The sequence below is a fragment of the Pseudomonas sp. Root71 genome, from assembly GCF_001429045.1.
GTDB lineage: Bacteria > Pseudomonadota > Gammaproteobacteria > Pseudomonadales > Pseudomonadaceae > Aquipseudomonas > Aquipseudomonas monachiensis.
On record NZ_LMHY01000028.1, the window covers coordinates 171,036 to 191,685 of the forward strand.

18 protein-coding genes are annotated in these 20,650 nt (G+C 60.9%); 9 read left to right on the forward strand and 9 right to left on the reverse strand.

What is annotated here, in order from left to right; all coding sequences use genetic code 11:
- Positions 1-542 precede the first annotated feature (542 nt).
- The 4 genes from ASD95_RS23135 to ASD95_RS23155 all read right to left on the reverse strand — a co-directional run bounded on the left by ASD95_RS23135 (position 543) and on the right by ASD95_RS23155 (position 6,379).
- Complete coding sequence (locus ASD95_RS23135) at positions 543-854, reverse strand: hypothetical protein (protein WP_223542577.1); 312 nt, start codon at positions 852-854, stop codon at positions 543-545.
- A gap of 1,154 nt (positions 855-2,008) precedes the next feature.
- Complete coding sequence (locus tag ASD95_RS23145) at positions 2,009-4,045, reverse strand: lipase family protein (RefSeq protein ID WP_056727679.1); 2,037 nt, start codon at positions 4,043-4,045, stop codon at positions 2,009-2,011.
- 319 nt (positions 4,046-4,364) lie between these two features.
- Positions 4,365-4,961 carry a LysE family translocator gene (locus ASD95_RS23150; protein WP_056727681.1) on the reverse strand — a complete coding sequence of 199 codons (597 nt, stop codon included), beginning with the start codon at positions 4,959-4,961 and terminating at the stop codon, positions 4,365-4,367.
- A gap of 86 nt (positions 4,962-5,047) precedes the next feature.
- Positions 5,048-6,379 (reverse strand): aminotransferase-like domain-containing protein, encoded by a 1,332-nt coding sequence (locus ASD95_RS23155; protein ID WP_056727683.1) that lies wholly within the window; start codon positions 6,377-6,379, stop codon positions 5,048-5,050.
- Between the two features lie 89 nt (positions 6,380-6,468).
- On the opposite strand from ASD95_RS23155, the gene ASD95_RS23160 reads away from it, so the two are divergent.
- From ASD95_RS23160 to ASD95_RS23180, 5 genes are all read left to right on the forward strand, one after another.
- Positions 6,469-7,365, forward strand: coding sequence for a DMT family transporter (locus ASD95_RS23160; RefSeq protein ID WP_056727685.1), 897 nt, complete (start codon positions 6,469-6,471; stop codon positions 7,363-7,365).
- A 91-nt stretch (positions 7,366-7,456) separates the two neighbouring features.
- Positions 7,457-8,077, forward strand: coding sequence for a LysE family translocator (locus ASD95_RS23165; RefSeq protein ID WP_056727687.1), 621 nt, complete (start codon positions 7,457-7,459; stop codon positions 8,075-8,077).
- A 125-nt stretch (positions 8,078-8,202) separates the two neighbouring features.
- The gene (locus tag ASD95_RS23170) at positions 8,203-9,285 is read left to right on the forward strand and encodes a bifunctional transcriptional activator/DNA repair enzyme AdaA (protein ID WP_056728092.1); all 1,083 of its coding nucleotides are present in this window, start codon (positions 8,203-8,205) and stop codon (positions 9,283-9,285) included.
- A 33-nt stretch (positions 9,286-9,318) separates the two neighbouring features.
- Positions 9,319-10,131 carry an isocitrate lyase/PEP mutase family protein gene (locus ASD95_RS23175; protein WP_056727689.1) on the forward strand — a complete coding sequence of 271 codons (813 nt, stop codon included), beginning with the start codon at positions 9,319-9,321 and terminating at the stop codon, positions 10,129-10,131.
- A gap of 4 nt (positions 10,132-10,135) precedes the next feature.
- Positions 10,136-10,753, forward strand: coding sequence for a DNA-3-methyladenine glycosylase family protein (locus ASD95_RS23180; protein WP_056727690.1), 618 nt, complete (start codon positions 10,136-10,138; stop codon positions 10,751-10,753).
- Between the two features lie 116 nt (positions 10,754-10,869).
- Here the strand turns inward: ASD95_RS23180 and ASD95_RS23185 are convergent, their stop codons facing one another.
- From ASD95_RS23185 to ASD95_RS23195, 3 genes are all read right to left on the reverse strand, one after another.
- Complete coding sequence (locus ASD95_RS23185; protein ID WP_056727692.1) at positions 10,870-11,967, reverse strand: extracellular solute-binding protein; 1,098 nt, start codon at positions 11,965-11,967, stop codon at positions 10,870-10,872.
- A 2-nt stretch (positions 11,968-11,969) separates the two neighbouring features.
- Positions 11,970-13,094, reverse strand: coding sequence for an agmatine deiminase (gene aguA / locus ASD95_RS23190; protein WP_056727694.1), 1,125 nt, complete (start codon positions 13,092-13,094; stop codon positions 11,970-11,972).
- 100 nt (positions 13,095-13,194) lie between these two features.
- Positions 13,195-14,079, reverse strand: a complete 885-nt coding sequence (locus ASD95_RS23195; protein WP_056727695.1) for a LysR substrate-binding domain-containing protein — start codon at positions 14,077-14,079, stop codon at positions 13,195-13,197.
- A 276-nt stretch (positions 14,080-14,355) separates the two neighbouring features.
- Between ASD95_RS23195 and ASD95_RS23200 the strand changes: the two genes are divergently transcribed.
- Complete coding sequence (locus ASD95_RS23200; RefSeq protein ID WP_056727697.1) at positions 14,356-14,754, forward strand: PaaI family thioesterase; 399 nt, start codon at positions 14,356-14,358, stop codon at positions 14,752-14,754.
- Positions 14,755-14,805: 51 nt separating this feature from the next.
- On the forward strand, positions 14,806-15,297 hold the full coding sequence (locus ASD95_RS23205; protein ID WP_056727699.1) for a GFA family protein: 492 nt from the start codon (positions 14,806-14,808) through the stop codon (positions 15,295-15,297).
- A 15-nt stretch (positions 15,298-15,312) separates the two neighbouring features.
- On the opposite strand, the gene ASD95_RS23210 is transcribed toward ASD95_RS23205, so the two are convergent.
- Positions 15,313-15,918 carry a tRNA-(ms[2]io[6]A)-hydroxylase gene (locus tag ASD95_RS23210; RefSeq protein ID WP_056727701.1) on the reverse strand — a complete coding sequence of 202 codons (606 nt, stop codon included), beginning with the start codon at positions 15,916-15,918 and terminating at the stop codon, positions 15,313-15,315.
- Between the two features lie 162 nt (positions 15,919-16,080).
- Here ASD95_RS23210 and ASD95_RS23215 point away from each other — a divergent pair, with 162 nt between their 5' ends.
- On the forward strand, positions 16,081-16,944 hold the full coding sequence (locus tag ASD95_RS23215; protein WP_056727703.1) for a universal stress protein: 864 nt from the start codon (positions 16,081-16,083) through the stop codon (positions 16,942-16,944).
- Between the two features lie 111 nt (positions 16,945-17,055).
- Here ASD95_RS23215 and ASD95_RS23220 read toward each other — a convergent pair whose 3' ends face one another.
- The gene (locus ASD95_RS23220) at positions 17,056-17,526 is read right to left on the reverse strand and encodes a DUF1289 domain-containing protein (RefSeq protein WP_056727706.1); all 471 of its coding nucleotides are present in this window, start codon (positions 17,524-17,526) and stop codon (positions 17,056-17,058) included.
- Positions 17,527-17,984: 458 nt separating this feature from the next.
- On the opposite strand from ASD95_RS23220, the gene acnB reads away from it, so the two are divergent.
- The gene (gene acnB / locus ASD95_RS23225; RefSeq protein WP_056727708.1) at positions 17,985-20,585 is read left to right on the forward strand and encodes a bifunctional aconitate hydratase 2/2-methylisocitrate dehydratase; all 2,601 of its coding nucleotides are present in this window, start codon (positions 17,985-17,987) and stop codon (positions 20,583-20,585) included.
- Positions 20,586-20,650 lie beyond the last annotated feature (65 nt).

A 20,650-nucleotide genomic window follows, 5' to 3' on the forward strand; every position in this document is an offset into this window, starting at 1 on the left:
GCCCCCTAGAAAGTTCTCTTTCAACCAAGGGTAATAATCCTTCTTGATCGTCAGGTCCCCATCCACTTTGATCCCTGTCCCCCCACGTGGCGAGTTATTGTGGTCAAAGACCACGACCACACCGCCTCCCCCCCCTGCGCTCACGTTCTCGCCAAAGCGACTCGGATCGGCATAAACGACACCAAACGTCACATTGGCCAGATGCCAGCGACAGGCACCGCCGCCACCCTTAGGCAACTTGACTTGATAGAGATCACTGCGCCCCTGGCGCAGGAATTCCTTGTACACGGAATGATGCCCGTCCCGTTCATCGCGTTGACCGCTGGCACCGCGGGTGATGCTTTTGCAGGTGGCCGAGCGATACATGACCCACATGGTTTCCGTTTTCAGTTCCTTGGGGACTTTGACCGTCACCGTGACCTGTTCACTGTCCGCAGGCGGAGACAGGCTGTAGTCCTGACCGCAACCACTGAGGCTGAACAACGCAACAAACAAACCAACGGAGATTTTTTGGTGCATGATTTTCCTTTACCGTTACGGCCTTATCCGAAGGTTTTTTCGTAAAAAGCCAGGGGGTGAGCAACAGCATCGAAGCGCTGTAGCGCCTCGGCGCCGCCCTCCGCCTGCCGCGTGACCTGCAAGGCCCGGTCGATCAGCTTCTGCAATTCGAGGAACACACTGTTTCGGGCGAATTCATCCTCGGGAGTCCTGCCGTAGTATTCCTGCCGCTCCAGCAACGGCTCGCGCTCGGAATTGATCGACTCCATTAGCTGATTGTGAATATAAGGCTGGTACTGCGACATGTAGTGGTCGCCGATGCGCAACATCCGGCCCACCGCCGGGTTGCTGGTCACCACGCCTGCTCGGGAAACTCGGCCTTGCGCAGCGGATGCGCACTGACAGGCAATAGTGCTGTCCGTCCATTGGGTTCGGTGCGGCCCTGAAATACCTCACCGCTTNCGCTCGGGAAACTCGGCCTTGCGCAGCGGATGCGCACTGACAGGCAATAGTGCTGTCCGTCCATTGGGTTCGGTGCGGCCCTGAAATACCTCACCGCTTTGGCCAACCAATCGATAGGAATACGACGGCAGCTTGTTGCCCCATTCGTCGACTAGGAGGTAGCGCCCAAATCCCGCCTGGTCAGGCTCGGGCAGCCAATCGGGCAATAGCTGTGGACGGCGGCCATGGCAGTTGGCGTAACGCCAAACATCGAAACAATCTCGATCACGCCCGGTTCGAATAGTTTGTAGCTTCAAGAAAACAGGATGCCATTTACCATCCGCAACGACGGTACCGTCGGGATAGGTAAAGGTGGTGTGGTTACCTTTTTTCTTTACTTTTGGTTCCGCTGAATAGACTACAAAGTCGGGATGCAGCACTGGTTCGAAATACACTTTCCGCGCCTGCGTTGCTTGATAGCTGAGATAGATATCGCCCTCTCCCACGAGGCTGATACGCTTGCTGTAGCCCCCTAGAAAGCTCTCTTTCAACCAAGGGTAATAATCCTTCTTGATCGTCAAATCTCCATCCACTTCAATATCCGCACCGCCTCGTGGCGAATTGTTGTGGTCAAATATCACGATCACTCCTCCCCCCCCTCCTGTAATCACGTTTTCGCCGAAGCGGGTTGGATCGACATAGACAACGCCAAAGGTCACATTGGCCAGATGCCAGTTGCAGGCACCCCCGCCATCCTTCGGCAGCTTGACTTGAAAGAGATCGCTTGATCCCTGACGTTGCAGTTGCACATCCAATCCGTGATGACCGTCTGACTCAAGACGCTGACCGCTGGCACCTCGAGAAATACGTTTACAAGTGAGCGAGCGGTACATGACCTGCATGGTCTCCGCTTTCAGTTCCTTGGGGACTTTGACCGTCACCGTGACCTGTTCACTGTCCGCAGGCGGAGACAGGCTGTAATCCTGACCGCAACCACTGAGGCTGAACAACGCAACAAACAAACCAACGGAGATTTTTTGGCGCATGATTTTCCTTTACCGTTACGGCCTTATCCGAAGGTTTTTTCGTAAAAGGCCAGGGGGTCAGCAACAGCATCGAAGCGCTGTAGCGCCTCGGCGCCGCCCTCCGCCTGCCGCGTGACCCGCAAGGCCCGGTCGATCAGCTTCTGCAATTCGAGGAACACACTGTTTCGGGTGAATTCATCTTCGGGAGTCCTGCCGTAGTATTCCTGCATCTGCCGCTCGAACTTACGTCGCTGCACCTGCCGCTCCAGCAACGGCTCGCGCTCGGAATTGATCGACTCCATTAGCTGGTTGTGCATATACGGTTGGTACTGCGACATGTAGTGGTCACCTATGCGCAGCATCCGACCCACTGCCGGGTTGCTGTACGGTGGAAAAAACCTGGCGCGGCTTTCGGCGTTGAGCGATGCATGCAGACGCTCCTGGGCTTGCATGGCCTGCTGTTCTTCAGCCTCACTCAAGCTGGGCACCAGGTACAACTTGGCCTTTTCCTGCAATTTGTAGGAGATGGTGCTGCGATAGGGCTGGCCCTGTGGGTTGCGGTAGGCGGGATATGGCGTGATGGGTTGTTCCTGATGTTGTTCGGTGCGGAAAAACATGGCGACTTCGCCGTGATGGCTGAAGGGGTCGTCGTGTTTGAACAATGCACTGACCAATGCCTGGCGGGCCGACCAGCTAAAGCCCAGCAATGTACCCATCGGTCCATAGAGGTCATACAGATGATTGTCCAGCGCCGCCTCGGGAGGGACACGGGGGACGACGTCGGTGTCGTTGACATGGCGGAAATGCCAGATCTCGTTCAGGGACTGAATAGCCTTGAGGGTGAAGGTGCGAGGCATGCCGTAGGTGTACAAGAGTGGGTTGCGTTGTTTGAGCGACGCGGCATGAATCAGACCAAGAGCGCCACCCAGGCTATGGCCACAGATAAACAGTTCTTTGTCGAACGCATGTTCCAATATCGTCTCGCCCAAATCATTCGCATAACGCCTTGTGGCCACTTCGAAGGCATCACGGAAACCCATGTGCACGCTGCCTGCTGGAGTCAGGTCGCCACAAGGCACCTTGGCGTCACACTGGGCCGCAACCTTCGGCTCGGTTGGGCGGAAGGTGACATCGGTAATGAGATCGGCGAGACCGTCGGTTTCGGTGCCGCGCCAGGCGACCAGCACCTGAGTGGCGCTGATGGCATAAAACAGCTGCGTGTTGCCTTCCGGCGGCTCAGCTTGAGCCGTATTTATGGGCTTAACCGTTCCATAACGATCACTGAACGGTACGTCCGTGACCAAACAGGGCCACGCTTGGCCGTTATCCCAGACCCGCGGTGTACGCGACAGATCCAGGCATTGCTCCTCAAAAAGCTCCTCAACAGATCCACGGTCCTTTTTGGGTCGGTTGCTGTACGCCAGAATACTCATCAACCCCAGGTTGTAAGCATTGGCCAGGCTGTACTCCGCCTGGTGATGCAATACCAGTGACCAGGCTCGGAACGGGCAAACTTCCAGCACATGACGACGATCCAGTTGCTCATCGTCAACGGTAAAACCACTCAATATCCGCTCGGGAAAATGGAAGGCCGGGAGCTCAGCCGGGGCCTGCAGAGGCGGCACGAACGTCGGAAGTTGACCGCACAGCTGCCCAATCCGCAGGTAGTGATAACTATGACCGTCCATCAACGCCTGTTGCTCGATCGGCGAAAACCCCGAGCGCTGCGGCCCATACAGTGGCGTGCGGTTACCTAATCCCGGTCGCGGTGGTTCCGGCCGTACGCCACGCAGGCGCCGACCTTGCAATTGCTCGGCCAAGGGATCGGCCTGCATTTGCAGGGTGATGGCTAACGGATGCAGCCCGTCAATGCGGATCACCCCTTGTTCATCGCTCTGCCCGGCATATTCGGTAGCGATGCCACATCGAGTGGCCTCATTCACGGCGTGCCAGGGCAGGTTTGCCAGCGGCTCACCCTGCTCGTCCAACAACTGAAACTCGATCCAGTGCTTTTTTTGGGGTCCGCAAATAACGGTCTTGACGGGATTAAGCGTGTCCGTACGGTGCAAGGTGTCGTTCATGTCCGTCCTTTTACATTGGGTTAGCAGTGAGCCCGGGGTCGCGCTCTGCCATTGCCCGTTCGCTGCCCTCGCCAGTGAGGACAGCGTCAACACCGTAAACGTGTCGTTAATTGCAGCAACGGTAGAAGAAGGAGCGCAGGGGGATTGAGATAATCCAAACGCCCTGGGTCTGCATGAGGGATAAGGGGAGACTGGGAAGCCACCCTCGTTCAAGCGCACGCAAGCTTTCCCGAGGATGACGAAAACCGATATAAGCTGTTTCTGATAAGTGCGTAGGGCATTTCTGCACACTAACCAGATGATGGAAAAACACTCGTTGTCAGTGCATCTCCGGCAACACCAGACACACCGCACTCACCACCAGCAGCAACGCCATGGCGCGATTGAACAACCGCATACCCGCCGGGTTGCTCAGAAAACCGCGCAAAAACGTCCCGGCATACGCCCAGCAACCGACCGACACATAACAGATCACCAGATAAATCGCGGCGAACTGCCAGACCAGGCGCGCCTCGCCATCGGCGACGAACGCGCCCATGCCGGCCACGCAGGCCAGCCAGGCCTTCGGGTTGAGCCATTGCATGATGGCGCCATACAGCATCGATGGCGACTGGGCCGACTCACTGGCCTGCACCTGCCCATTGTCGGCCGCCAGCTTGTAGGCCATGTACAACAGAAAGGCCACCCCCGCCCATTGCACCACCTGGGTCAGTGCCGGCCAGCGTTGCAACACCTCATGCAGGCCCAACCCCATCAGCACCAACAGCAAGACAAACCCCAGCGTCGCCCCGGCCACGTGACGCTGGCTGGCCCGGAAACCAAAGCGTGCGCCGGAGCTCAACGCCACAATGTTGACCGGCCCCGGCGTGATGGAAGCGACCAGCGCAAACGCCGCCATGGACATCATCAGATTCATTGCACACCTTCTTCCATCGGATTGAACAAGGCCCCCAAGGTAAAGAGCCGAGCGGCTCGCGTATTGAAGAAAACTGCCCTGCAGCGCTATGAGTAATAGCCAACGATCTTTTCAACCTTGCCCAGGGCAATACGCAGCGAATCCATGTCCACCGAACCCAGGGCCAGGCGTATCGCGTGCGGTACATAGGCCGAAATCGCAAAGGGCTCGGCCGGCGACACCGACACCTGCTCGCGCATCAGCGCCATGGCGATCTGGTCGGCCCGGGCGTCTTCCGCCAACGGCAGCCAGATGAAATAAGAGTTCGGGTGGCTGACGGTCCTGAGCCCCGCCAGCACCTCGCGGGCCAGGGTTTGCCGGGCCCGGGCATCCGCGCGTTTTTGCGCCTCCAACTGGCTGACGGTGCCGTCGTCGAGCCAGGCCGTGGCGATGGCGGTCATCACGCCCGGGGTGTTCCAGGTGGTCGCCATGATCGTGCGCTCGAAGGCGGCGACCCATTGCGCGGGTGCGGCGATGAAACCGACGCGCAGCCCGGTGGCGACATTCTTCGACAGGCCGGACACGTACACCGTTCTCTCCGGTGCCAGCTCGGCCAGCGGTGGCGGTACGTCTTCGGCCAGGAACGCGTAGGCAGCGTCCTCGATGATCGTCAACTCATGCCGACGCGCAATCGCTACCAACTGCTCGCGCTGATCCAGATCCATCACCCAGCCCAGCGGGTTATGCAAGGTCGGCATCGAGTACACGGCCCGTACCGATCGGCTGCGGCAGAGTTTTTCCAGGGCAGGCAAATCAGGCCCGGTATCGGTGACCGGAATCGGCAAGACTTCCAGATGCAGGGTTTCGGCCAAGGTCTTGAAACCGGGATAGGTCAACGCATCGGCGGCAATTACATCGCCGGGCTTGAGCAGCGTCATCATCGCCACCGCCAGGCCATGCTGGGCACCGCTGACGATCAACACCTGCTCGGCCGGCACGCTCAGCCCGCGGTCAAGCAGATGACGCGCGACCGAGGCCCGCTCATGCAGGCGTCCCGCGTGGGGCTGATAGCGCAGGAGCGATTCCAGGTCCCCGGACAACGCCAGCTGACGCAAGGCCGTGCGCAACAGGTCGGCCTGGCCCGGCAATGACGGGTAGTTGAAATTCAGGTCGATCATCCCCGCCGCCACCACGTGCTGCGAGATGCCCTGCCCCGGCGGCAGCGAGGTTTCCCTGACAAAGGTACCGCGCCCGGTTTCGCCGCTGACCAGGCCCATGCCCTCCAGCTCGGCATACACCCGGCTGGCGGTGACCAGCGCCAGACCGTGCTCGGTGGCCAGTTGCCGGTGAGTCGGCAGGCGCGTGCCGGGCGGCAGACGCCCGGAGCGGATGTCGGCGGCAAAGGCATCCACCAGGGTTTTGTAGCGGGATCGAGGCATGTCGAGATGTATCCATGACAATTTTTTGATTGTATCGATAGTCGCTCATAGGATGAGTTTCGTGCAATCAGACAATGAGCGTGAGCCAAATGGAACGGACTTCGAACCTGCAACACCGGACGCTGGAAAACAGCACCAGCGGCTGGATCAACGGCCTGATCGGCGTGGTGATCTTCAGCGGCTCGCTGCCGGCGACACGGGTGGCGGTGCTGGAGTTTGACCCGGTGTTCCTGACCGTCGCACGCGCGACCATCGCAGCGGTCCTGGCGCTGTGCCTGCTGTGGCTGTTCAAGGAAAAACGCCCGGCGCGCCAGCAACTGATACCGCTGCTCATCGTTGCCCTGGGCGTGGTCATCGGCTTTCCCCTGTTGACCGCGCTGGCGCTGCAATACGTGACGTCCGCGCACTCGATCGTCTTCGTCGGCCTGCTGCCCCTGGCGACAGCGGTGTTCGGCGTCCTGCGCGGCGGCGAGCGGCCACGGGCGGCGTTCTGGATTTTCTCGGTGCTGGGCAGCTTGCTGGTGGTCGGGTTTGCCCTGTCCCAGGGGCTGACCGCTTCCCCCCAGGGCGACATCCTGATGCTGCTGGCCATCCTCGCCTGCGGCCTGGGTTATGCCGAAGGCGCGAAGCTGTCGCGCACCCTCGGTGGCTGGCAGGTGATCAGCTGGGCGCTGGTGCTGTCGCTGCCGGTCGTGGCGGTGCTCAGCTGGATGCGCATGCCGGCTTCGTTCAGCGGCATCAGCATGCCGGCCTGGTTCAGCCTGGCTTACGTCTCGCTGTTCAGCATGCTGATCGGTTTCGTGTTCTGGTATCGCGGCCTGGCCCAAGGGGGCATCGCCGCCGTCGGGCAATTGCAGCTGCTCCAGCCGTTTTTCGGGCTGACGCTGGCCGCCACCCTGCTGCATGAACATGTCAGCATCGGCATGCTGGGTGTCACCGTCGCCGTGATCCTCTGCGTCGCCGGGGCGAAAAAGTTCGCCAGATAGCCCTGTGTACGGTGGTTTGCGCCCATGACTGTATGGGTCTGGCCACCGCTGAGCCGTGATAAAAATAGCGCTCTTGCTACAGGAGCCCACCATGGACCTCGCCACCCTCACCCTGTTCCTGCCGGCCTGCTTCGCCCTCAACATGGCACCCGGCCCCAACAACCTGCTGTCGGTCAGTAATTCGACCCGCTATGGCTACCGCACCGCGTGTGTGGCGGGGATCGGCCGGCTACTGGCGTTCGCCGGGATGATTGCCCTGGCCTCGGCGGGGCTGGCGGTGGTGTTGCAAACCTCCGAGCTGCTGTTCTACGCCATCAAGATCCTCGGCGCGGCCTACCTGTTCTACCTCGCCTGGCAATTGTGGCGCGCCGATCCGGGCGTGGAAAACGTCGTGGCCTCAGCCCCCGTGGGCACGCTGGCGCTGGCCCGGCAGGAGTTCCTGGTGGCGGCCGGCAACCCCAAGGCCATCCTGATCTTCACCGCGTTCCTGCCGCAATTCGTCGACTCGACCCACGCCATCGGGCCGCAATTCGTGGTGTTGGGCGCGCTGTTTCTGGTGCTGGAATGGATCGCCATCGGCGCCTACGCCTACATGGGCCTGCACATGCGCCGTTGGTTCGCCAGGCCGTCGGGCAAGCGGATGTTCAACCGTTGCTGTGCGGGGTTACTGTCGGCGGCAGCTTCGGTGCTTCTGATGGCCAGACGCGCCTGAAGTCGATATTTTCCCCATGTGAGCGCGCTTGCTCGCTCCCACATTGACTCGCAGTGATCAAAGGAGCGAAATTCACTGTCGATTCTCCGGTGGAGGTCGCCCATGACGCGATCTATGCTGCGCCCATGAACCTACAGAAAACGCTGCTTCCACCCCGTGCCGAGATGGTTCGCGCCATGCTCGAGCGAGACACCTCCTACGAGGGGGTGTTCTTCACGGCGGTCAAGACCACAGGCATCTTCTGCCGCCCCGGCTGCACCGCCCGCAGCCCGAAGCCTGAGAATGTCGAGTTCTTTGCCAACGCCGAACAATGCCTGGCGGCGGGCTATCGCGCCTGCCTGCGCTGCAAACCGCTGGACACCGCCGCCAGCGCGCCGGACTGGGTGCAGACACTGTTCAAATCGCTAGACGCCGACCCGGAGCAGCGCTGGACCGACGCCCAACTACTGGCCCAAGGCATCGAACCACTGAAACTGCGCCGTTGGTTCAAGCAGCATTTCGGCATGACCTTCCACGCCTGGCTGCGCGCCCGACGCCTGGGCATGGCGTTGGGCGGGATCAGACAGGGCGACTCCATCGACGACGTCGCGTTCGATTCGGGCTACGAGTCCCTGAGCGGATTTCGCGATGCCTTCCAGAAATCGTTTCACATCACCCCGGGCCGCGCGGCCAACAGCGAGCCGCTGCTGTTCACGCGCCTGACCACGCCGCTGGGACCGATGATCGCCATGGCCGAGCGGCGTGGACTGGTGCTGCTGGAGTTTCTCGGCCAGGCCTCGCTGAACCCAGCGGTCGAAGCGCTGCAAAACCGTTTCGGTTATGCCGTGGCACCGGGGCACAACGCGCATTTGCAGCAGATCGAAGAACAATTGTCCGCGTATTTCGCCGGCACGCTCACTGAGTTCAGCGTGGCCTTGCACATGCCCGGCAGCGAGTTCTCCCGCCGGGTCTGGGCCGAACTGGCGAAGATCCCCTACGGCCGGACCACCACCTACGGCGCCATCGCGGCGAGCCTGGGCAAGCCAGGTGCCAGCCGGGCGGTGGGTCTGGCCAACGGGCATAACCGCTTATCGATTGTCGTGCCCTGCCACCGGGTGATCGGCGCCGACGGCTCGTTGACCGGCTACGCTGGAGGCCAGCCACGCAAGGCGTTTTTGCTCAGGCTGGAGAACGCGGCGGTGCAGCTCACGGAGCAACTGGCGTTCTGATCCCCACGACTTTTTCAAAAGGAAGGAAACCCGATGGACAGGCTCGACAATCAATTGCACCAACTGCATCACGAGGGTTTGCTGATCCTCACCAACGTCGCCGATGCCGCCGGGGCGCGGTTGGTAGAACAACTGGGCAACAAGGCCGTAGCCACCAGCAGCGCGGCAGTGGCCTGGGTGCATGGTTATCCGGACGGCAACACCCTGCCCCTTGAGCGCCTGGTCTCGACGGTCGAGTCGATTGCCCGGGTCATTTCGGTACCGCTGACCGTGGACATCGAGGCCGGTTATTCCGATGACCTGGAACGGGTGACCCAGGTGGTTGATGCGGTGATCGCCGCCGGCGCTGTCGGGATCAACATCGAAGACGGTTCCTCACCGCCGGAGTTGCTGGTACGCAAGATCGAAATCGCGCGCCAGGTGGCCGACCGGCGCAACGTGAACCTGTTTATCAATGCGCGCACCGATGTTTACCTGCGGGGCCTGGTGCCCGCCGAAGATCGCGTCGCCGAAACCCTCAGGCGCGCCGCGCTGTATCAGGCCGCCGGTGCCAATGGCCTGTTTGCCGCCGGCGTTACTGCAGAGTACGAGATCAAGGCGTTGTGCCAAGGAACCTCGCTGCCACTGAATGTGCTGGGGTTCCCCGGCCTGCCGTCCCCCGAAGCGCTTGAGGCACTCGGTGTACGCCGCCTGACCGCGGGTTCAGGCATCGCCGAATTCCTCTACGGTGCCATGGCCGGCATCGCCAAAAGCTTTCTGCAAACCGGCAAGTTCGATAGCCACGACCTGAAGGCCTTGACCTACGGCGAAGTGAACGCCCTGCTGCAACCGTCCGGGAAAGCCTGAGCCCATGGTCGACGGCTATCAGGCGGCCAGTGCGTTCCTGGCGGCCATCGATGATGACTGGCGCCGCCACATCGACGCCATCGGCCCGTGCCTGCACCAGCCGCATGCGGCACATGATCCGTATGAGTCGCTGGTGCGGGCGATTGCCTATCAGCAACTGCATGCCAAGGCTGGGGATGCGATTGTCGGCCGGTTGCTGGCGCTGTTCGGTTCGGGTTCGTTTCCCAGGCCGGAACAGATCATCGCCACGGATTTCGACCGACTGCGCAGTTGCGGGTTTTCCGCGAGCAAGATCGCGACTATCCAGGGCATCGCACAGGCGTCGCTGGACGGCGTGGTGCCGGATTACGCCACGGCGCTGGCCATGGACGATGAAGCGCTAATCGAGCGCTTGATCACCCTGCGCGGCGTGGGTCGCTGGACCGTGGAGATGCTGCTGATCTACAGCCTGGAGCGGCCGGATATCCTGCCGGCCGATGATTTTGGTGTGCGCGAGGGTTATCGACGACTCAAGGGCCTGGAGATGCAGCCGACGCGCAAGCAGATGATCGAGATCGGGTTGGCGTGGAGTCCCTACCGGACGGTGGCCTCCTGGTATTTGTGGCGGGTGCCCAACCGTTAGACCACATCGCGGTCCCTGTAGGAGCTGCCGAAGGCTGCGATCTTTTGATCTTGATCCTGAAAAACAAAATCAAAAGATCGCAGCCTTCGGCAGCTCCTACAGGGGTCGGCTTGACCTCACAACCCCGACTTCAACCGACTGAACGCCCGGATCAACGCCCGGTTGAACGCCTTGCCATTGTCATTCTTGCTGTACAGCGAAGCCCTGACCGCCGCCGGCGGATACGTCCCCGGATCGTTGCGAATCGCCGGGTCGACCAGGGCGTCCGCCGCCGTGATCGCATTGGCGTAATGGATAGTGTCGGTGATCGGCGCGATCACTTGCGGGATCATCAGGTAGTCCATCAATGCCAGGCCGGCCTTCGGGTGCGGCGCATCCTTGGGAATGACCATGGCATCGAACCAGATCAACGTGCCCTCCTTCGGAATGCGGTACTTGAGCGAATACGGCTTGCCCGCCGCCTCGGCCTGGCCCGCCGCGATGGCCACGTTGCCGTTCCACGACATCGCCACGCAGGTGTTGCCGTTGGCCAGGTCGCTGATGTTCAGGTCGTTGTCGAAATAGCGAATGTACGGCCGAATCTTCGCCAGTTGCTGCTCGGCCAGCTTCAGGTCATCGAGGTTCTGGCGGTTGATGTCCAGGCCCATGTACTTCATGACCGCCGCAAACACTTCGTTGGGATCGTTGAGCAGGCTGACCCCGCAATCGGCGAATTTCGACACCACGGCCGGGTCGAACAGCATCGCCCAACTGTCGGTCGGCGCGTCGGGCAGCCGCTGTTTGACCGCCTGCTCCTGATAACCCACGCCCGTGGTGCCCCAGGCGTAGATCCCGGCATGGCGGTTGCCCGGATCGAACACCGCCATGTGCTGGCGGAACTCCTCGCCGACCCCGGCGAAATGCGGCAGTTGCTGCTTGTCGACCGGCTGCACCGCGCCACTCTCGATGGCCCGGGACAGATGCTGCCCCGCCGTCAGCACCAGGTCGTAGCCACTACGACCGGTCAGCAGCTTGGTCTCGACGGTTTCCAGGGAGTCGAAGTGGTCGACCACCACATGGATGCCGGTTTTCGCTTCAAAATTCTTCAAGGTGTCCGGGGCCAGGTACTCGCCCCAGATGTACAGGTTGACCACCGGTTTGGCGGTGTCGGCGGCCTGCACACACAGGGGTGCAAGCACCAGCAGTATTGCTTGAGTCAGTTTGTGCAGGCCCACGGTCACGCTCCTTTCTTGTTGGAGTGGGGGGCGGCGTACTGCGGCATGGTGATGCACGCGACGTTGCCGCCACCGAGAAGGATTTCCCGGGAGTTTTCGATGCCGACGATGCTGTGTTTCGGGAACAGCTCGGCCAGGGTCGCCAGCGCCACCTTGTCGTTGCGATCACCGAACAGCGGCACCACGATCGAACTGTTGCCGGCGTAGTAGTTGATGTACGACGCGCAGATCTTCGTCCCGGCCTGGCGGGTATGGGTGCTGTCCTGCTGGTCCAGGCCTTCGGCTTCTTCGGCGGTCCACTCCAGCACATCCGGCTGCGGCAGCTTGTGCACGATCAATTCGCGGCCGCGACTGTCGCGGGTGCTGCGCAGGATGTCGTAGGCCTCCTGATAGATTTCCCACTGCGGGTCGTCGCGGTTGTCGGTCCATTGCAGCACCACTTCACCGGGGCGCACGAAGCACGCGAGGTCGTCGACATGGCCGTCGGTTTCGTCGAACTTGCAGCCCCGTGGCAGCCAGATCACCTGCTCGGCGCCGAGGTAATCAGTCAGGCGACGGGTGACTTCGTCCTTGCCCAGGTGCTGGTTGCGATTACGGTTGAGCAGGCATTGTTCGGTGGTCAGGATGCTGCCCTGGCCGTCGCTCTGGATACCCCCAAGTTCGGCGATCAACGGCGCACGATAGCGGTCGAAGCGTTCGATTTCGAGGATCTTGCCGGCGATCTGGTCGTCCTTGTCCCACGGGTAGTACAGGCCGCCATCGAGGCCGCCATAGGCGTTGAATTCGAAGTCGACGCCGCGCACTTCGCCGCTCTGGTCATTGACCACGAAGCACGGGCCGCTGTCGCGGAACCAGGTGTCGTTGCAGGTCATTTCCACCACGCGCACTTGCGACGGCAGCTGGCGACGCGCAGTGGCGAACTGTGCCGCCGAGGCGCACACGGTGACCGGTTCGCTCATGGAAATGGCGGTGACGATCTGCACCCAGACTTTCTGCGCAGGCTTGGCCCCGTTGCGCCAGACGTCGGTGCGCTCCGGCCAGCCGAGCCAGCAACCGGACTTGGTTTCGAATTCGCCGGGCAGACGGAAACCGTCCTGTTTGGGAGTGGTGTCGAGCAAGCGGGCCATGGTCAAACCTCTTCAACGGGGATTGGAATGACCACAGGCTAAGGGCGTTGGCGACTGGCTCGCCAACGATGATTATTTCGGAATACTTGAATCTAACTCATCAATCGAGCAACTGATCGTTGAACCACTCCAGCATCTGCGCCACCGCCGGGCGCTCCAGCCGCAGCCGCTCGCACACCAGTGCGTATTGCCCCAGCGCAGTCATGCTCGACGTAAACGGCCGTACCAGCCGCCCACTGAGCAAATCTTCCTGGGCTGTGAGGTTGTCGCCCATGGCCACGCCCTGCCCTTGGGCCGCGGCCTCCAGTGCCAGCCCGGCGTGGGCGAAATACAGTTGCCGGTCGGGGCGCTGGTCACCGGCATGGCTGGTGAGCCACGCGGTCCAGGTCTTGCCGTCCTGGTCGTCGTGCAGCAGACAGTGGCGAGCCAGGTCCTTCGGGGTTTTCAACGTGCCCTGGTTGAACAGGCCGGGACTGCACACCGGGAAGAACTGCAACGCCGGCAGTGGCCGGACGAAATACGCGGTGCTGTCCACCGGGCCGGTGCCGTAGGTGATCGCCAGGTCGATGTCTTCCCCCGGCGCCGTGGCATCGATCGGCTGCTCGTACAGATGCAAGGTGATATGCGGGTAACGCGCGTAGAAATCCGTGAGCCGACTCATCAGCCACTTTTGCGCCAGCTCGGCGGTCACCGCCAGCCGCAACACCGCCAGGGATGACGGATCTCGCAGCTCGTCGCAGGCATCGCCGATCAGCTCGAAGGCCTGCTGCAAGCTCTGCATCAGGCGCCCGGCGGCCAGGGTCGGGCGAATCTGCCGGCCCTCACGCACGAACAGCGACACGCCGAGCTGCTCTTCGAGCTGGCGAATCTGGTGGCTGACCGCGCTGTCGGTGACACACAGCTCGGCCGCCGCCCGGCCGAAATGGGCATGGCGAGCGGCGCATTCGAAGGTTCGCAGGGCTGCCAGGGAGGGTAGTCGTCGCATCAGGTCGTGTCCCGGTTTCGAGGGGGACATGCTGACTTGGCCTTTGGTGGGCGTCCAGTGGGACCGCGTTATCGTTCATCGCAGGCAAGCCAGCTCCCACAGGTTTTGCGGTCGAACATAGAGATTGTGTTCACCACCACTCACTGTAGAAGCGAGCCTGCTCGCGATGAGGCCAGCCCATTCACCACCAACCAACCAGCCCATCACCTTCCCTTATGGACCATGACATCCACCCGCACCCGGCGCATGTTGATGCTTCAACCGGAGGGATTCGCCATGCTCAACACACTCAAACAGATCAACGCAACCTCGGCCTTCAACCGCTGGGCCGGCTTCGAAGTCACCCGCGCCGAAAGCGGCGAAGTCGAACTCACCATGGCTTTTCGCAAGACTGACATGGCGCAATACGCCGGTTTCCTGCATGCCGGCCTGATTGGCGCGATGCTCGACACAGCCTGTGGCTTCGCGGCTGGAACCGTGGCAGGCAACGTGCTGGCCTCGCACTTTTCAGTCAACTGCCTGGCGCCTGCGATCGGTGAAGTGTTCATCGCCCGGGGCCGGGTGGTGAAGGCTGGCAAGAAGCAGGTGTTCGCCCGCGCCGAGTTGTTCGCGCAAACCGGTGATCAACTGAAACTGGTGGCGACCGGCGACGCGATTCTGGTGCCGGTCGAGTAGCCCTGACGGTCTAGGCTGTCCGGGGTACGTTCAAGACAGCCGGAGGCTCCCATGCAACTCGAAGGTTCCTGCCATTGCGGCGCGGTGTCGTTCAGTTTGACCTGCGCCCACCCCTACCCTTACCAGCGTTGCTACTGCTCGATCTGCCGCAAGACCCAGGGCGGTGGCGGCTATGCGATCAACCTCGGTGGCGATGCCGCGAGCCTCAAGGTTCGCGGGCGCAAGCACATCGCGATTTACCATGCGCGACTCAAGGAAGACGGCGACAAACGCGCCCACAGCAGCACCGCCGAGCGGCATTTCTGCTCGGTCTGCGGCTCGGGTCTGTGGTTGTTCAGCCCGGAGTGGCCAGAGTTGATCCACCCGTTCGCCTCGGCCATCGACACCCCGCTACCGGTGCCGCCGGAGCACACGCACCTGATGCTGGGTTCGAAGGCAACGTGGGTGGAAGTCGAGGCGCAACCCGGGGATAAACAGTTCGATGTGTACCCCGAAGAGTCCATCGCGCAATGGCATGAACGGCTGGGTTTGAGCCGTTCATGACTGGGTGGTGCAGGATTACGCCGCCGGCACACCACTATGAAAACGGAATTCCACGTCCGGCGACTCGATCAGTTCCTGCTCGGCGGCGCGGACCCTGTCGATCACCTGGGCGATGTCCTTGGCGTCTCCATATTGATAAGCCAGCTTCAGGTAACCCTGGAAATGCCTGGCTTCGCTCTTGAGCAAGCCGAAATAGAACTTGCCCAGTTCTTCGTCCAGATGCGGCACCAGCGCTTCGAAACGCTCACAACTGCGGGCCTCGATGAACGCGCCCACCACCAATGTGTCAACCAGCTTCACCGGCTCGTGACTGCGTACCACCTTGCGCAGCCCCGACGCGTAACGCCCGGCGGACAGCTGGCGCAGTTCGATCTTGCGCCGTTTCATCAGGCGCATGACCTGTTCGTGGTGCACCAGCTCTTCCCGGGCCAGGCGCGACATCATGTTGATCAGATCGACGTGAGAGTGATACTTGGCGATCAGGCTCAACGCGGTGCTCGCGGCCTTGAATTCGCAGTTCTTGTGGTCGATCAGCAGGGTTTCCTGATCGGCCAGCGCGGCCTGGATCCAGCCGTCGGGGGTGCGGCAGCCAAGGAACTCGTGAATTTCGGGAAGGATCATGGGGCTCACGGAAAAATAGGTTCAAAACGAAGGGCGCCGATTATACCGGCCTGCCCGCAGACCACCAGTCGCCAACCGTTGATATGCATCAAGTCCCCGAATCGCAGACAGCAACTATAGTTGTGCAACGCCGTGCTTTTTTATTTTCAGGAGATCCCGCACATGCAAGCCATTCGCAGCATTCTGGTGGTCATCGAACCCGAGCACTCGGAAAGCCTGGCGCTCAAACGGGCCAAACTGATTGCCAGCGTGACCCAGGCACAGTTGCATCTGCTGGTGTGCGACCGCAAGCATGATCACAGTGGCATGCTGGGTGTGCTCAAGGCCGCATTAACGGAGGACGGCTACGTCGTCACCACCGAGCAGGCCTGGAACGAGAGCCTGCACGAAACCATCATTGATGTGCAGCAAGCCGAAGGCTGCGGTCTGGTGGTCAAGCAGCACTTCCCCGACAGCCCGTTGAAAAAAGCCCTGCTGACCCCAGAGGACTGGAAACTGTTGCGGTCCTGCCCGACTCCGGTGCTGCTGGTGAAAACCGCCGGTTCATGGAAAGACAAAGTGATTCTGGCAGCCGTCGACGTCGGCAACACCGATCTCGAACACCGCCACTTGCACGACACCATCATTGATCATGGCTATGACATCGCCACCCTGGCCAAGGCCCACTTGCACGTGATCAGCGCCCACCCGTCGCCCATGCTGTCGGCGGCCGACCCGACGTTTCAACTCAGCGAAACCATCCAGGCGCGCTATCGCGAACAGTGCAAGGCGTTCCAGGCGGAATTCGACATCGACGATGATCACCTGCACATCGAGGAAGGCCCGGCGGACGTGTTGATTCCGTTCATGGTGCACAAGCTGCAGGCGGCGGTGACAGTGATCGGTACCGTGGCACGTAGCGGGTTATCAGGGGCACTGATCGGCAATACGGCGGAAGTGGTGCTCGATTCGGTCGAGAGCGACGTGCTGGTGCTCAAGCCGATGGAAGTGGCGGATCATCTTGAGGAGATTACCGACAAGCATTGAGATCTTTGCTGTTTGGCCGGACGCCATCGCGAGCAAGCTCGCTCCCACAGAGGATTTGTGAACGATACAGATCCCCTGTGGGAGCGAGCTTGCTCGCGATGCTTTTAAGGGCTACCCACCAAAGGCATCTTTCAGGAACCCCGGCGCAATGTAGCGCTGGTAATGGGCTTCGGAGAGCAGGAAAAATTCCCGATCAATGGCGTCGCGCAATTCCGGCAGGTTCCACTCCCGAAACTCCGGCAGCAGCACCATCCCGTAGGCTTCCAGGTTGTTGATCACCCGCGCGCCTCGCGCAATCAACTGATAGGCCCAGCAATATTCCGACTGATGGGGCACGAAGCGGATCTTGCGTTGCTCCAGCTGCATTCTGAGCAGCGCCGGATCGAAAATTTCCACCTTGGCGGCCATCACCTGGGACAGCAACTGCTCAAGACGCAGCCATACCGCGCGCTTTTCTTCCTCGTTGTAACCGTTCCAGTGGATCACTTCGTGGTGGAAACGCTTGCAGCCACGGCACACCAGGTCACCGTAAACGGTGGAGCAGAGGCCGACGCAGGGGGTCTTGATGGTCTGATTGGGCATAGATAGGCAAAAACGCGAGAAAGCAGAACAGGCCCGCATGTTAGCCCTTTGTCGGCCATTGATCACCCCTCAAAGTTCAGGGCCCATGGAGAATCGGGCTCTGCTGAGCGCCTCCACCAAAGTCCAATAAACACTGACTTACCTTTAATTTTTTTTTGCCGTAGAATCAGCCTGCCTTTTTAGGCGCCAATGTCCGTTAGAAGCTGTTTTCAAAGCGTCACGAGCACAGTCGTTCCTTCAGAGCGGTGTTGGCGAGGGGTTTTTCCAGCGGGGAAAAGCCCAACGCCAACCCTCATCAGCTCCCGTTCTGCAGGCGTAAAACTTTGAAAGCAGCTTCTGTAAGGAATTGCCGGTAATTCTGGCTAAGTGGCTCACAACGCCATGCAGCGCATGAGTACGGCAATTTCGGGATGAGCGTCCCGGACACCCATTTGGGACCACTGATGAGGGTAATAACTGTGCTTGAAGCCTACCGCAAACATATCGAAGAGCGCGCAGCACTGGGTATCGTTCCCCAGCCGCTAAACGCCGAACAAACTGCAGGCCTGGTCGAGCTGCTGAAAAATCCCCCGGCTGGCGAAGAAGCATTCCTCGTTGACCTGATCACCAATCGCGTTCCGCCTGGAGTGGACGAAGCTGCCTATGTAAAGGCCGGCTTCCTGTCCGCCATCGCCAAAGGCGAAGCCAAATCCCCCCTGATCGACAAGAAGCGCGCTGTTGAACTGCTCGGCACCATGCAGGGCGGCTACAACATCGTGACTCTGGTTAACCTGCTGGACGACGCCGAACTGGCTCCAGTAGCGGCTGAAGAACTCAAGCACACCCTGCTGATGTTCGACGCCTTCCACGACGTCGCTGAAAAAGCCAAGAACGGTAACGTTCACGCCCAAGGCGTGCTGCAATCCTGGGCTGACGGCGAGTGGTTCGTGAAGCGCCCGACCCTGGCCGACAAGATCAGCCTGCGCGTGTTCAAGGTCACCGGCGAAACCAACACCGACGACCTGTCCCCTGCGCCTGATGCCTGGTCCCGTCCAGACATCCCGCTGCACGCCCTGGCCATGCTGAAAATGGCTCGCGACGGCATCGTGCCTGACGCACAAGGCGTCACCGGTCCGATGAAGCAGATCGAAGAAATGCGCAACGCCGGCTTCCCTATCGCCTACGTCGGCGATGTGGTCGGTACCGGTTCTTCGCGTAAATCGGCGACCAACTCCGTACTGTGGTTCTTCGGCGACGACGTTCCTTACGTGCCGAACAAGCGTGCCGGCGGTTTCTGCTTCGGCAGCAAAATCGCTCCGATCTTCTACAACACCATGGAAGATGCCGGCGCACTGCCAATCGAATTCGACGTTTCCAACATGCACATGGGCGACGTGATCGACCTGTACCCGCATGCTGGCAAAGTCTGCAAGCACGGCACCGACGAAGTCCTGACCACCTTCGAAATGAAGACTCCGGTACTGTTGGACGAAGTTCGTGCTGGCGGCCGTATTCCGCTGATCATCGGCCGTGGCCTGACCGAGAAGGCTCGCACCGAGCTGGGTCTGCCACCTTCGACCCTGTTCAAGAAGCCTGAAGCTCCGGCTGAAAGCACCAAGGGTTTCACCCTGGCGCAGAAAATGGTCGGCAAGGCGTGCGGCGTAGCTGGTGTGCGTCCAGGCACCTACTGCGAACCGAAGATGACCACCGTCGGTTCCCAGGACACCACCGGTCCAATGACCCGTGACGAACTCAAAGACCTGGCGTGCCTGGGCTTCTCGACCGACCTGGTGATGCAGTCCTTCTGCCACACCGCGGCTTATCCAAAGCCGATCGACGTGACCACCCACCACACCCTGCCTGACTTCATCATGACCCGCGGCGGCGTTTCCCTGCGTCCGGGCGACGGCATCATCCACTCGTGGCTGAACCGCATGCTGCTGCCAGACACCGTCGGTACCGGTGGTGACTCCCACACCCGTTTCCCGATCGGCATCTCGTTCCCGGCCGGTTCCGGCCTGGTTGCTTTCGCCGCTGCCACCGGCGTCATGCCGCTGGACATGCCTGAGTCGATCCTGGTTCGCTTCAAAGGCGAACTGCAACCAGGCGTCACCTTGCGTGACCTGGTTCACGCCATTCCTTACTACGCGATCCAGGCTGGCCTGCTGACCGTAGAGAAGAAAGGCAAGAAGAACGCCTTCTCCGGTCGCATCCTGGAGATCGAAGGTCTGCCTAAGCTGACCGTCGAGCAAGCGTTCGAACTGTCTGACGCCTCGGCTGAACGTTCGGCTGCCGGTTGCACCATCCAGCTGTCCAAAGAGTCGATTGCCGAATACCTGCAGTCCAACATCACCCTGCTGCGCTGGATGATCGGCGAAGGCTACGGCGATGCACGTACTCTTGAACGTCGCGCTCAAGCGATGGAAGCCTGGCTGGCCAACCCTGAGCTGCTGCAAGCGGACAAAGACGCCGAATACGCTGAAATCATCGAGATCGACCTGGCCGACATCAAGGAGCCTGTGCTCTGCGCGCCAAACGACCCGGACGACGCCCGCCTGCTCTCCAGCGTTGCTGGCGAGAAGATCGACGAAGTGTTCATCGGTTCGTGCATGACCAACATCGGTCACTTCCGCGCTGCCGGTAAGCTGCTGGAACAGGTCAAGGGTCAGCTGCCAACCCGTCTGTGGCTGTCGCCGCCGACCAAGATGGACGCTCACCAACTGACCGAAGAAGGCTACTACGGCATCTACGGCAAGGCTGGCGCGCGCATGGAAATGCCGGGTTGCTCACTGTGCATGGGTAACCAGGCACGTGTAGAGCCGAACTCGACTGTGGTGTCGACTTCGACCCGTAACTTCCCGAACCGTCTGGGTGACGGCGCGAACGTCTACCTGGCTTCGGCTGAACTGGCGTCCGTGGCTTCCATCCTGGGTCGCCTGCCGACCGTCGAGGAGTACATGGAATACGCCGGCAAGATCGACAGCATGGCGGCCGATGTCTACCGCTACCTGTCCTTCGACCAGATCGCCGAGTTCCGTGAAGCTGCTGCGAACGCCAACATCCCGGTCGTTCAAGCCTAACGTAGCAACGCAATGAAAAACGCCGCCCATCGTGAGATGAGCGGCGTTTTTTTATGCCTTCAATT